General features: G+C 46.8%; 15 protein-coding genes. All 15 read left to right on the forward strand.

What is annotated here, in order from left to right:
- Positions 1-66 precede the first annotated feature (66 nt).
- The gene (prsW, locus tag PCH02S_RS06430) at positions 67-762 is read left to right on the forward strand and encodes a glutamic-type intramembrane protease PrsW (RefSeq protein WP_127451210.1); all 696 of its coding nucleotides are present in this window, start codon (positions 67-69) and stop codon (positions 760-762) included.
- 70 nt (positions 763-832) lie between these two features.
- Complete coding sequence (locus PCH02S_RS35600; protein ID WP_164819461.1) at positions 833-988, forward strand: hypothetical protein; 156 nt, start codon at positions 833-835, stop codon at positions 986-988.
- Between the two features lie 109 nt (positions 989-1,097).
- Complete coding sequence (gene ypeB, locus PCH02S_RS06435; protein WP_127451212.1) at positions 1,098-2,471, forward strand: germination protein YpeB; 1,374 nt, start codon at positions 1,098-1,100, stop codon at positions 2,469-2,471.
- 115 nt (positions 2,472-2,586) lie between these two features.
- The gene (locus PCH02S_RS06440) at positions 2,587-3,240 is read left to right on the forward strand and encodes a flagellar brake protein (protein ID WP_174806740.1); all 654 of its coding nucleotides are present in this window, start codon (positions 2,587-2,589) and stop codon (positions 3,238-3,240) included.
- Positions 3,241-3,301: 61 nt separating this feature from the next.
- On the forward strand, positions 3,302-3,574 hold the full coding sequence (locus PCH02S_RS06445; RefSeq protein WP_246068972.1) for a hypothetical protein: 273 nt from the start codon (positions 3,302-3,304) through the stop codon (positions 3,572-3,574).
- Positions 3,575-3,713: 139 nt separating this feature from the next.
- Positions 3,714-4,397, forward strand: coding sequence for a (d)CMP kinase (cmk, locus tag PCH02S_RS06450; RefSeq protein ID WP_127451216.1), 684 nt, complete (start codon positions 3,714-3,716; stop codon positions 4,395-4,397).
- A 1-nt stretch (position 4,398) separates the two neighbouring features.
- Positions 4,399-4,980 (forward strand): lysophospholipid acyltransferase family protein, encoded by a 582-nt coding sequence (locus PCH02S_RS06455; protein WP_127451218.1) that lies wholly within the window; start codon positions 4,399-4,401, stop codon positions 4,978-4,980.
- A gap of 147 nt (positions 4,981-5,127) precedes the next feature.
- On the forward strand, positions 5,128-6,438 hold the full coding sequence (gene rpsA, locus PCH02S_RS06460) for a 30S ribosomal protein S1 (RefSeq protein ID WP_127451220.1): 1,311 nt from the start codon (positions 5,128-5,130) through the stop codon (positions 6,436-6,438).
- 31 nt (positions 6,439-6,469) lie between these two features.
- Positions 6,470-7,528 (forward strand): type 2 isopentenyl-diphosphate Delta-isomerase, encoded by a 1,059-nt coding sequence (gene fni, locus PCH02S_RS06465; RefSeq protein ID WP_127451222.1) that lies wholly within the window; start codon positions 6,470-6,472, stop codon positions 7,526-7,528.
- A 127-nt stretch (positions 7,529-7,655) separates the two neighbouring features.
- Positions 7,656-8,282: a YphA family membrane protein gene (locus PCH02S_RS06470; protein ID WP_127451224.1), complete on the forward strand. Its 627-nt coding sequence runs from the start codon at positions 7,656-7,658 to the stop codon at positions 8,280-8,282.
- Positions 8,282-9,187, forward strand: coding sequence for a YIEGIA family protein (locus PCH02S_RS06475; RefSeq protein ID WP_127451226.1), 906 nt, complete (start codon positions 8,282-8,284; stop codon positions 9,185-9,187). The genes PCH02S_RS06470 and PCH02S_RS06475 overlap by 1 nt, the downstream gene beginning before the upstream one ends.
- Before the next feature lie 6 nt (positions 9,188-9,193).
- On the forward strand, positions 9,194-9,373 hold the full coding sequence (locus PCH02S_RS06480; protein ID WP_127451228.1) for a capping complex subunit for YIEGIA: 180 nt from the start codon (positions 9,194-9,196) through the stop codon (positions 9,371-9,373).
- A 131-nt stretch (positions 9,374-9,504) separates the two neighbouring features.
- A complete protein-coding gene (gene der / locus PCH02S_RS06485) occupies positions 9,505-10,830 on the forward strand; it encodes a ribosome biogenesis GTPase Der (protein ID WP_127451230.1) in 1,326 nt (441 codons plus the stop codon).
- A gap of 14 nt (positions 10,831-10,844) precedes the next feature.
- A complete protein-coding gene (gene plsY, locus PCH02S_RS06490) occupies positions 10,845-11,453 on the forward strand; it encodes a glycerol-3-phosphate 1-O-acyltransferase PlsY (RefSeq protein WP_157319986.1) in 609 nt (202 codons plus the stop codon).
- Between the two features lie 54 nt (positions 11,454-11,507).
- Positions 11,508-12,551, forward strand: coding sequence for an NAD(P)H-dependent glycerol-3-phosphate dehydrogenase (locus tag PCH02S_RS06495; RefSeq protein WP_127451232.1), 1,044 nt, complete (start codon positions 11,508-11,510; stop codon positions 12,549-12,551).
- The last annotated feature ends 66 nt before the right edge of the window (positions 12,552-12,617 follow it).

A 12,617-nucleotide genomic window follows, 5' to 3' on the forward strand; every position in this document is an offset into this window, starting at 1 on the left:
TAATGGAATGTAAAATGACTGTACTGAGGGTACTTCATAACTTCTAGCATAAGGGGGAAGCCGCATTTGCAAATACTACCGATTGTTCTTGCAGCCGTAGCCCCAGGCCTCTCACTGCTTGCCTATTTTTATCTAAAAGATAAATACGAAACGGAACCCATCCATTTGGTTATCCGCATGTTCTTATTTGGTGTGCTGCTTGTATATCCGACTATGGTGCTTCAAAATGCTTTGGTTCAAGAATTTGGCGAGGGAACTTTTATTTCATCGTTTCTCCTTTCCGGGGGCATTGAAGAGTTCATGAAATGGTTCGTTCTGTATCATCTGATCTTCAGACATGAAGCATTTGATGAACCCTATGACGGTATCGTATACGCGGTTGCGGTAAGCTTGGGTTACGCGACATTAGAAAATATCATTTACGCATTTTTAAATGCAGCATCCTTCTCTGCGCTAATGATTCGCGCTTTGCTGCCGGTTTCGGCGCATGCGCTGTTCGGGGTTATGATGGGGTATTACTTGGGGAAAGCCAAATTCGTTCCTAACAAAGCCCAAAAGTACCTGTGGTTCTCGCTTCTGCTGCCCATCTTCTGGCATGGATTGTTTGATTACATTTTGCTCTTTTTTAAATCCAACTGGATCTGGGTCATGATTCCGGTTATGACATTTCTATGGATTCGGACGATTTGGCGGGTTGACCGGGCGAATGCGCATTCGCCATTACGCGTCGCATCAGCAGATGAGAAGATTAAAATGAGTTAATTTGGGCAATAATGGACTGTATAGAACGTGATTCCTGGCTCATAGGCTCGGAAGTACCGGGAGGGTGTACATGTCCATAACACGAGTGAAAGTAAAGATCCGCTGTAGACAATGCGGGGAAAAGTTCGTGCTGAAAGGTAAAAGAGAAAAAGGTAAAATCGAAACGGGATTCAGGCAATGTATTTGCAGCAATGAGCATGACTTTGAAATAGAGACGGATGAATAACGAGAGGCCATTCTTTACGAATAGGCCTCTTTTTGTTGTCAATCTTGTATAAACCTGTCTATCCGCGCAAAAACTAAGCGCAAGTTTAGGGGATGAAAGGGGTATTCACGTGTATAAAAGATTGAGCATTGTCATGTTTCCATTTTTATTAGTTGCCTTAATCGGTGCATCGGTTTGGGGCTACTTGGAGCATCAGGAGAAAAATACGATTTTGATTAAAGCAGAGAACCAATATCAGCGTGCGTTCCATGATCTCTCCTTCCATATGGATAAGCTGCATACGGAGCTTGGAAACACACTTGCTGTTAATTCGACGGCGGAGCCATCATACCGCAAAGGTCTTGTAAATGTATGGCGGTTGACCAGCCAGGCTCAAAGTGACATTACACAGCTTCCGTTAACACTGCTGCCTTTCAACAAGACCGAGGACTTCTTAGCGAATATGGCGAATTATTCCTACCGGATGTCCGTTCGCGACATGACCAAGCAGCCTTTAACGGAAACGGAAATAAAAACGCTAAGTTCGCTTTACGATCATTCCGCTGAGATTACGAAGGAAATACGTGGGGTTCAGGATAAAGTAATGACGAACAATTTGCGTTGGATGGACGTGGAAATGGCCTTGGCTTCCGAAAATGAAGTGCATGATAATGCCATCATTGACGGCTTTTCCATCGTTGATAAAAAAGTTGGCGCCTACGAGGAGTTGAATTGGGGCCCAGGCAGTATGGGCATGCTTTCCCAGAAAAAAATAAGCATGCTGTCCGGCAATGAGATGACAGCAGATCAAATTAAGCAAAAGGCAGCTCAATTCCTGGGGCAAGCCGACACGGCCAATATGCAAGTCGTAGAAAACGGCGGGAATACGCCTGAGAATAAGAGCTTTAGCGTGGTGGTTCCGAGCGGAACGAAAGGCGCCGACAGTGCGCAAATGGATTATACGAAAAAAGGAGGCCATTTGATTTATTTCATGAAGCCTCGTGATGTCAAAGAGTCGAAGTTTGATCTTAGACAAGCCCGCGATATCGCGAATGAGTTCTTGGATCAGCATGAATACAAAGATATGAGTGCAGTTAGCTATGATCAATATCAAAACATCGCGAATATTATTTTCGCTAAACGTGAGAAAGATGTTACCATTTATCCGCAGCAAATCAGCGTAAAAGTTGCGCTGGACACGCTCGAAGTGATCGGACTTCAAGCGACGGATTATATTTATGGCCAAGTCCAGCGGAATATTGGGCAACCCAAAATTACAGCGGCTGAAGCTCGGAAACAACTTAGTCCGAATATGAAAGTGACGGGGGAATCTCTCGCTATCATCAAAAATGATCTGGATGAAGAGGTTCTCTGCCATGAATTTATCGGGAAAATGAACAATAATCTATATCGTGTTTTTATCAATGCTGATTTGGGAATGGAAGAAAAAATCGAGACGATTCGCCCGGATCAAGCACAAGCTGCGGCAAATAAAACAACATAAAGTCGAAAAAGAGAAGGGGGTTCGAGCAGATTCGAGCCCATCTTCTTTTTTTTGCTATTCAAATAAGAGCGGCGTGGTTATAATTGTGTCATCATATGTTTCGGAGGTGCAGGGATTGCTGCCCAAGGTTAACCAAATTTTACATATACAAGTCAACAGTATTGATGATGAAGAATCCAGGATTGAATACAAAGCCAGAATCGCCGATGTAACGGACAGCTCAATCCTGATAGAAATTCCTATGAATGAGCAGACGGGCCGTCTCAAGAAGCTGTATTATGGCGATGAGTTGAACACCTTCTATATTGCACAAGGCGGTGTGAAACATTACTTCACAACATCGGTTACCGGGTTTCGGGAAGACGTGTTACGGTTGGTCGAACTTCATAAGCCCGAACCGGAAGCTATTACGCAAGTCCAACGCCGAAGTTTTCTAAGGGTGCCGGCCGAACTGGAAATTGCGGTCAAAGTGTCTGACCAGATTCAATTTATCGGCGTGACGGACGATGTTGGAGGTGGCGGCATCTCGATGGAATATGACGGCCAAATTCCGCTTGGCATCAACACGGTTATTTCTTGCTGGCTGCTCGTTCCTTACAAGAACGGCAATATTGAGCATATTCCATTTAACGGCGAAGTTGTGCGCGTCAAGCAATTGGAAACCGGCAAGCAGCTTGCCATGGTCCGATTTGTTGAAATTTTGGACAGGGAGCGCCAGAAACTGATTCGTTTTTGTTTTGAGCGCCAGATGGATTTCCGCAAAAGATAGTAGTGGGATCCTTTGATGAAGTCAAAACTCTCTCAACTTGCAGGCATGAGAGTAGGCTCGTATGGGTATACTACCAGACAATATGCCTATTCGAGCAGGTGAGAAGCTCTTGTCCAACGATCGGGAAGCGAAGTCCTATGAGCAGCTGTTTATCCTCTTTTCTGCGAAAGTAGAAAAGGTCATTATTCGAACAACTCTCGTATGTTTTATCGTGCTTATTTGTGTGCAGTTATTGCTCCAAATCCCTTATGTACGCAAGCATTTTACGCGGGTTGAACCCCTGGAAGGCAAGCCTTATATGCTGCCTCAAAATGCTAAGGGAGAGCGCTCTTAAGCAGGCTGGGTTGCAATCTATTATGCGTCCAAGTTTTGCATATACCTAGGTAGTGTGATATAATTTTAATCGATTAGCAGGCAGTGCCTGCTTTTTTGTTCGTAAGGTATTGTGGAGTATCGTTGGGAGGAACAGCAGCTTGGATAAGTTCAATATTGCCATTGATGGACCTGCTGGTGCCGGTAAAAGTACCATTGCTCGGCTTGTTGCCAGAGCACTTGGATTCGTTTACGTGGATACAGGGGCCATGTATCGGGCAGTAACATGGAAAGTACAGCAAGAAGGGCTGCTACCTGATCAAGAGGCAGAAGTGGCTGCTTTGGCCAATCGTATGAAGATTGAGCTCATTCCTGGAGAAGAGGGTCAACAAGTTTTTGTCGATGGCGTCGATGTGACGAAAGCAATCCGTACGACTGCCATTACAGATCATGTTTCCCAAATTGCCAGTTATGGCGCGATACGCGAGCTGCTGGTCAATTTGCAGAAACAAATGACGATTTCTAAAGGCGTTGTTATGGATGGCCGGGATATCGGTACTCATGTGATGCCGGATGCAGAAATCAAGGTGTTTCTGACAGCCAGCGTGAAGGAACGCGCAGAGCGACGCTTCAAAGAGATGCAAAGCAGCGGTACTTGTACACTGACGCTCTCCGAGCTTGAACAGGACATCGCTCGTAGGGACCAATTGGACCAAGATCGAGAGATTTCTCCGCTCAGACGTGCTCATGACGCTGTGTTGATGGACAGTACCTCAATGACAATCGAAGAAGTTGTGGACGAGATACTTGGGCTTTGTAAAGACAAAGTCGGAGGTGGCAAATAAGATGCTATATCGCATCGGCAGGGCCTTGTTTCGCTGCTTTTTTACCTTGTTTTTCCGGTTGCGTGCCATCGGTATGGAAAATGTCCCTAAACATGGTGCAGTAGTGCTTTGCGGCAATCATACAAGTTTATTGGATCCTCCATTATTAGGAACACCGCTCAAACGTATGGTACATTTTATGGCGAAAGCCGAACTCTTCGACATTCCTGTTCTGGGCGCGGTTATTTCAAAAGTAGGCGCTTTTCCAGTTAAACGCGGTGGCGTAAGCAGAGATTCGATCCGCCTCGCGGTGCAATTGCTCCGTGATGGCAATATGTTAGGCGTTTTCCCGGAAGGCTCGCGTAATAACGCTGGGGGAATGGGCAAGAAGGGCGCTGCTTCTCTTGCATTGAAATCCGGAGCTGCTGTCGTTCCTGTGGCAATTGTTGGTACTTATTCTTTATTCCGCCGCATGACCATTGTGTACGGCAAACCGCTTGATTTGAGTGCTTACGCGGGAGCCAGCTCAGAAGATTTGGAGCTCGCGACGGAAGCCATTATGAAAGAAATTCGCCGCTTACACAGTACATATAGCAAGGCATAGGCCACATGTATGGAAATGAAAGCTTGGAATTATACTATCTTCAAAAGCGAATGATGATTGTTTTGTTTGAAACAGAGTAGAAGCTTACATACTGCTTTGTGACTTATAAATTATTTTTGTTGGTTGTAATTAGAGGAGGCTAATCTCATGTCAGATGAAGTAAAAGTTCAAGATCAAACGCAAGAAGCTCAAGAAACAGCCGTATCGCAAGCAGAAGCGGAGCATGCCATGAACAATGTTGCTGTGCTGAAGAAAGGCGCTACCGTGAAAGGCAAAATCGTTAAGGTAGACGCAGATCAAGCCTTCGTGGATATCGGTTACAAATACGATGGTGTTATTCCGGTTCGCGAACTGTCTTCCGTAAGCTTGGAAGATGCTGGTCAAGCGGTGCAGCTTGGACAAGAAGTTGAGTTGAAAGTTGTTTCCATCAACGATGCGAAAGAAACATTGGTTCTTTCCAAACGTGTTGTAGACAGCGAAAAAGCTTGGGAAACGCTACAAGGCCAACTGGAAAGCAAAGAAATTATCGAAGCTTCCGTAGCTGAAGTGGTAAAAGGCGGTTTGGTTGTGGATATCGGCGTGCGCGGTTTCGTACCTGCTTCCATGGTTGAGCGTCAATTCGTTGAAGATTTCTCCTCCTACAAAGGCCGCACATTGCGTCTTCGTGTGAAAGAAATCGATCGCGAGAAAAACAAAGTCATCCTTTCCCAAAAAGATGTATTGGATGAAGAATTCGAAGCAAACAAAAAGAAAATCATCGAAGGTTTGCAAGTTGGACAAGTTCTGGATGGAACGGTTCAACGCTTGACACAATTCGGTGCATTTATCGATATCGGTGGCATCGACGGTTTGGTACACATTTCCGAGCTTGCTTGGCACCATGTAGATCAAGCTTCTGACGTTGTAAAAGAAGGCGACAAAGTTAAAGTGCAAATCCTTAAACTTGACCCGTCCAACGACAAAATCAGCCTAAGCATCAAAGCTACACAAGCTGGCCCTTGGTCCAATGTGGAGAATGATTTCAAAGCTGGCGATATCGTAACAGGTACAGTGAAACGTCTTGCTGCATTTGGCGCATTCGTTGAAGTGGCTCCTGGTGTTGAGGGTCTTGTGCATATTTCTCAAATCGCACACCGTCACATTGGAACACCACATGAAGTATTGAAAGAAGGCCAAGAAGTTCAAGTGAAAATCTTGGAAATCAATGCTTCCGAGAAACGCGTTAGCCTAAGCATCAAAGAAACAGAAGAAGCACCTGAAGCTCCTGCTGGCGCAGCTGCTCCGTCCGCTGCGAAACCGGAAAGAGAAAGACAGCCAAGAGGCGACCGTGACCGCGGAAACAGCGCTAGCCATCAGAAAGAAATCGCTGGCAACGAGAACGTTTCTCTTAGCAACCAAGGTTTGTCCATGACACTTGGCGAGCGTTTCGGCGACAAATTGGCTAAATTTAAAAAATAAGTGATACTTGGATTTTAGGGGGACCAAAGGAATGCGCATCTCACGCAAAATGGAGCATGTCCATTACGCGCTGGAGCTTGGTCAATCCAGACAGCAAGGGCTGTCGGATATCAAGCTTGTGCATAACTGTTTACCTGAGACTTCAACGGATCACATTGCACTAACGACTGAAATCGGCGATCTCATTATGAGTTCGCCGATTTTAATTAATGCGATGACCGGAGGAGCTCATGAGACAGAGAGCATCAACCGCGAGCTAGCGATTATGGCAAGGGAGAAAGGCATGGCGATGGCCGTCGGCTCCCAAATGTCAGCGCTAAAAAACAGCGAGGTAGCGTCCAGCTACCAAGTCGTACGGCGCGAAAACCCGAAGGGTGTCGTGTTTGCGAATTTGGGCAGCGAAGCTACTGTTGACCAAGCTGTTAGAGCCATTGACATGATTGAAGCCAATGCGCTGCAAATTCATTTGAACGTCATGCAAGAGTTGATCATGCCTGAAGGAGATCGCAGCTTCGTAGGCATGCTGAAGCGGATTGAGGCCATTGTCCGGCACGTTCAGGTGCCGGTTATTGTCAAGGAAGTCGGCTTCGGCATATTGAAGGATAACGCCAAGCAATTACAAGACATCGGTGTCCGCGTCTTGGATGTTGGCGGTTCCGGCGGCACGAATTTCGCCGCCATCGAGAATGCCAGACGTCCAGCAGCGATAGAATGGCTGAACGACTGGGGGACTCCGACGAGCATCTCGCTTTTGGAGGCGCTGTCGGTTTACCCAAGAGGCGCAGTCATCGCCTCAGGGGGCATTACGAACGCTTTGGAAGCGGCCAAAGCGCTTGCACTTGGCGCCTCAGCTGTCGGCATGGCGGGCGTATTTCTGAAGGTGCTGCGCGAGCAAGGCACCCACAGTCTTCATCGTTTTGCAGACGAGCTTCACCAAGGACTTATCTTAATTATGACGGCGCTAGGCGCCCCTACAATTAAGGATTTGGGGCAGTGCCCCGTCGTCATTATGGGAGAAACGGCGGAATGGTGCCGCACCCGTGGAATTGATTTAACTTCATACGCAGATAAAACCAATCGGAGTAAATAATCGAAAGATTGCCATACTAAGGATCAAGATGTGCTTCCCTCTACTAAGAAGAGTGGAAGCCGTAGATCCGCAGGCAAGCGGTGATAGCTATCATCGGTTCGCCAATGCCTTGTAGGGTGGTCAGATTATGAACTCCGGTTATTTGTCTCTCATTCTCCTTTGCATCACGTTGATTTTGTTTGCCAGCGGATGGAAGGAGCTGTACGTCAGAAGTATATCGCATAAGGGCATGCTTCTTTTTTTTGCCCTGTGGATTGCAAGTTCGTGCCTATCCGTGACGATTAAGCAGCTGCATATCCAACTCGTCTATATCTTGGTTTTTGCCATTAGCATAGCTATTCTTTTCGTGATTGAAGGCTTCATACATAAGCTTCATTTGCTGTCTATCGGGCTTCTGCTGGGTTCGCTTCATTTCTTGCTGCAACAGCTGCTGGAGATGGATCCCATCCTCATTGTGCGCAATTCAAATTGGGACATTGCCTTATTGCTCGCTTTCATAGCGGTTGTTTTACAACGCAATCCTCTGGAGCAAATTGCCGCTCTCTCGATGGGCTATTTGCTTGGTGATATGTATCAGGCGAGTATTCATCCCGTAGAGGGCTACCATCATGTCGGACATTCGACATTTCAAGACCAATGGTGGCTATCTGTCTTTGCTGCGCGAACAATGACGATTATTCTGCAAGCGGCCTACTCGGGCTGTCGAAGTATGATAAGAAGCTGGATAGAGCGAAGAGGAGGCTGGAGAAAGTAATGGACTGGTTTTATTCACACCGGTATACGATAGGCATTGTGGTAGGTGTTATCTTCGGGATTTTAGCCAGACTCAATATGCTTCGAACAGATTACAGACAATACCCGACATATCCGCATGGAAAAATCATACATATTTCCCTTGGCGTCATCGCGGCAGGTCTAGGTGCTGTCGCAGTGCCTGCTTTACTCGACAAAAACTATACAGCGGTTACGTTTCTTTCCTTAGCTGCGCAGCAGTTTCGTGATGTGCGTAATATGGAGAGACAAAGCTTAACGAAAGTTGATGAACTGGAGTTAGTTCCCAGAGGCGCTGCTTATATCGAAGGCATTGCCATGGTTTTCGAGGGAAGAAATTATCTGGTCATTTTCTCGGCATTTCTGGCGTCCCTCTTCAGCATTTTGTTTGCCTGGTACTGGGGAGTTCTTGCCGGTATTTTATCAATCTGGATTGCGCACTTTTTTAAATCGGGTAAAAAGCTGGGGGATATTGCGGATATTGAAGCCGTTCCGATTCGGATGGATGGACCTGATTTGTTTGTCGGTTCCGTGTATATGATGAATGTTGGGCTGCAGGATAGCCGAAGTAAGATTCAAGAGCATGGAGTAGGTTTTCTGATCAAACCCAAAAATCGTAATTCTCGCGTAACCCTGGCCAATCTAGGGCAGAGACAGGCAATCCTGCATGATATTTCCACGTTATTTGGCGTTTACCGAGATGAGGGGGAACCTTCTTTGCGTCCTATGGCCAAGCTGGATATGAATACAGGAATTCTCGGAGTACTGCTGCTGCCGCAAGAGCAGGATGTTAACAAAACATTTGTTGCTTTGCATCGGGTTCCCGTGCTGGAGAGCGCCGTACGTATGCCGTCTGAGGCTGGTGTAAACAAAAATAAGGGGGCGTGACTCGCCATGTCGCAAATTCTAGCTGTTGTGACATTAACGAAGGATCGGGTTGGCGGAGGTGCGCCAATCTTTGTGGTAGAGCAGGAGGATGACCTGCAGAAAGTTTCTTTCTCGCTGGAAAAAATATTGGATGCGAACGCGCATGATTTGAAAAATGGCACGATGATTTTGGTCAAACATACCTGAAAGGTTGGTTTGTTATGATCAATTTGGCGATAAGTCTCAAAAGAGATTAGCCAATCCGTGTCTTTTTTGTTATGATGTAAGTTGCGTATTTTTCCATGGCTGATCATGGAATCAGGAGGAGTGAATGAGAATTGGCTAGACCAGTACTTGCAATTGTCGGCCGACCGAATGTCGGAAAATCCACCATTTTCAATCGGATCGTAGGCGATCGCCTTGCGATTGTAGAAGATAAACCGGGTGTAACACGTGATCGACTTTATGGTGTGGGCGAATGGCTGAATACGTCATTCAGCGTGATTGATACAGGCGGTATTGAAATTGATGGCGAGGATGCGATCCTCAAATCTGTTCGCGTGCAGGCTGAGCTTGCGATTGAAGAAGCGGATGTTATTGTGTTTATGGTAGATGCTAAAGCGGGTGTAACCCCATCGGATGAAGAAGTAGCTCAGCTGCTGTTCCGTTCCAAGAAACCGGTTGTCCTTGCCGTGAACAAAGTGGATAACCTGGCGCGCCAAGATGATATCTATGAATTCTACTCTCTGGGATTCGGCGATCCAGTTGGGATCTCGGGCTCGCACGGGATTGGGATCGGCGACCTGCTCGAAGTTGTCTGTGGGCTTTTCCCTGACAAAAAGGATGACGAATATGGGGACGAAGTTATTAAATTTGCGCTGATCGGTCGTCCGAACGTCGGCAAGTCGTCCATGACGAATGCCATTCTTGGCGAAGAACGTGTTATTGTCAGTGATGTTGCCGGCACGACACGCGATGCCATTGATACGCCATTTGAGCGTGATGACCAGAAATTTGTTATCATCGATACCGCTGGTATGCGCAAAAGAGGCAAGGTTTATGAAAACACGGAGAAATATAGCGTGATGCGCGCCATGAAAGCAATCGAACGCGCAGATGTTGTGCTCGTTGTTATTGATGGCCAAGAAGGCATCATTGATCAGGACAAGCACATCGCCGGCTATGCGCATGAAGCAGGAAAAGCGATTGTCATCGTCGTAAATAAATGGGATATCGTTGAGAAAGACGATAAAACCATGCAGCATTTTACACAAACCATTCGCGATCATTTCTTGTTCTTGAGTTATGCTCCGATTGTCTTTGTATCAGCCAAAACAACACAACGCTTGCATAAGCTGTTGCCTGTTGTTGTTCAAGTAGCGGAAAATCATGCCCTGCGTGTTCAAACGCATTTATTGAATGATGTCGTCTCCGATGCCGTAGCCTATAATCCACCTCCAACGGATAAAGGCAAACGCCTGCGGATTAACTATGTTACTCAAGTTGCCGTTAAGCCTCCTGTCTTTGTGCTATTCGTGAATGAGCCTGAGCTCATGCACTTTTCATATGAACGGTATTTGGATAACAAAATTCGTGCAGCCTTTGGTTTTGAGGGAACGCCGATTCGTATCCTAAGCCGTAGAAAGACTTCGGACAAAGAATAAGGAGATGTTGCAGCTTGCTTTTAATTTCCATAATAACAATTGTAGCAGGTTATTTATTAGGGGCTATCAGCTTTAGTTATTTATTTGGAAAATGGTTTAAAGGCATCGATATCCGCAAGCATGGAAGCGGCAATGCAGGCGCAACCAACACACTTCGCGTATTGGGCAAGGGTCCGGCGATTATGGTATTGCTCTTGGACGGTTTGAAGGGGGTTGCTGCCGTTTGCCTTGGCATTTGGGCAGCTCCCGGACCGGACGATATGTGGGTTCGCGTATTGTGTGGACTTGCTGCCATCATTGGGCATAACTGGCCGGTGTACTACGGGTTCCGCGGCGGCAAAGGGATTGCCACGACAATCGGCGTAATGGCCACGCTTTGCTTCATTCCTACGTTAATTGCAGGTTTAACGGCTATCGTCATTATTGCTATAACCCGTTTCGTCTCGTTAGGTTCCTTGATTCTAACTGCACTCTTACCTTTTCTTATTTGGGGAATGGATCGACCGCTACCGGTTTTGTGGATTAGTATACTGCTATGCGCGTTTGCCTTTATGCGCCATCGTACCAACATTGTGAAGCTCGTTCAGGGCAAAGAGAATAAACTGGGCCAAAAAAGAGCATAGTCTGATCTTACATCACCTGGTAATTCCAGTGCATAACGTTTAGGAGGGGTAACCATGTCAAACAAAGTATCGGTTCTAGTAGCAGGCAGCTGGGGAACGGCTCTTGCCACGGTACTGGCGGATAATGGGCATCAGGTGCTGTTATGGTCTCGCAATGAGGAGCAGGTGTGGGAAATCAACGAGAAACACCGGAATAGCCGTTTTCTCCAAGATGTGGAGTTATCACCGCTCATCGTAGCGACGAATTCGCTGCAGGAAGCGGTTGAGGGAGCAGATGCGATCATTATGGTCGTTCCTTCGTCCGGAATGCGTGAAGTTGCATCCAACGTGCGTCCCTTTTTGAAAAAGGATGCTTTGCTGATTCATGCCACCAAAGGATTTGAAACGGGATCCCTCAAGCGGATGACCGAGGTATTGGCAGATGAACTGCCTGACATCAATTCGAATCGGCTTGTGGTGCTTTCCGGCCCCAGTCACGCAGAAGAAGTCATACGGAAATGCCCGACCACCGTCGTTGTCGCGGCGCAAGATCTGGAAGCGGCTGAAGCCGCGCAGGATTTATTGATTAACTCGTATTTCCGCGTCTATACGAATCCTGATGTTGCAGGCGTTGAAGTCGGCGGAGCGCTCAAAAATATCATCGCCCTGGGTGCAGGGCTGACAGATGGCTTGGGCTTCGGTGATAATGCCAAAGCTGCGCTGATGACCAGAGGACTGGCCGAGATCGCTCGCTTAGGTACAACGATGGGGGCTAACCCTTTGACGTTTGCCGGATTAGCTGGAATCGGCGATTTGATTGTGACTTGTACGAGTCAACACAGCCGGAATTGGCGTGCTGGAAATAAATTAGCTAAAGGCATGCTTTTAGATGCGGTCCTGCAAGAGATGGGCATGGTCGTGGAAGGCGTGAAGACAACGAAAGCTGCTTATGAATTGTCTCGCAGATACGATGTGACAATGCCGATTACAGATGAGCTGTACAAGGTGCTTTTCGATGGAAAGTCCCCGCAGTTAGCCGCGCAGGACCTTATGGGCCGTGTCAGAACGCATGAGATCGAAGAGGTGGCTGCAGACGGCATCACAAATGTGTTGAAGTAGCCTACACCACATTCTTCCTGCACTCATACTATACCGTATAAGTATTTAGTACTTATCAGGTATAGG

The sequence above is a fragment of the Paenibacillus chondroitinus NBRC 15376 genome (assembly GCF_004000765.1).
GTDB lineage: Bacteria > Bacillota > Bacilli > Paenibacillales > NBRC-103111 > Paenibacillus_E > Paenibacillus_E chondroitinus.

What these genes read in the sequence shown, in the direction of transcription:
- PCH02S_RS35600 (WP_164819461.1), top strand. Translation starts at nt 833, where the DNA reads ATGTCCATAACACGAGTGAAAGTAAAGATCCGCTGTAGACAATGCGGG.
- PCH02S_RS06445 (WP_246068972.1), top strand. Translation starts at nt 3,302, where the DNA reads ATGGGTATACTACCAGACAATATGCCTATTCGAGCAGGTGAGAAGCTC.
- PCH02S_RS06455 (WP_127451218.1), top strand. Translation starts at nt 4,399, where the DNA reads ATGCTATATCGCATCGGCAGGGCCTTGTTTCGCTGCTTTTTTACCTTG.
- rpsA (WP_127451220.1), top strand. Translation starts at nt 5,128, where the DNA reads ATGTCAGATGAAGTAAAAGTTCAAGATCAAACGCAAGAAGCTCAAGAA.
- fni (WP_127451222.1), top strand. Translation starts at nt 6,470, where the DNA reads ATGCGCATCTCACGCAAAATGGAGCATGTCCATTACGCGCTGGAGCTT.
- PCH02S_RS06470 (WP_127451224.1), top strand. Translation starts at nt 7,656, where the DNA reads ATGAACTCCGGTTATTTGTCTCTCATTCTCCTTTGCATCACGTTGATT.
- PCH02S_RS06475 (WP_127451226.1), top strand. Translation starts at nt 8,282, where the DNA reads ATGGACTGGTTTTATTCACACCGGTATACGATAGGCATTGTGGTAGGT.
- PCH02S_RS06480 (WP_127451228.1), top strand. Translation starts at nt 9,194, where the DNA reads ATGTCGCAAATTCTAGCTGTTGTGACATTAACGAAGGATCGGGTTGGC.
- PCH02S_RS06495 (WP_127451232.1), top strand. Translation starts at nt 11,508, where the DNA reads ATGTCAAACAAAGTATCGGTTCTAGTAGCAGGCAGCTGGGGAACGGCT.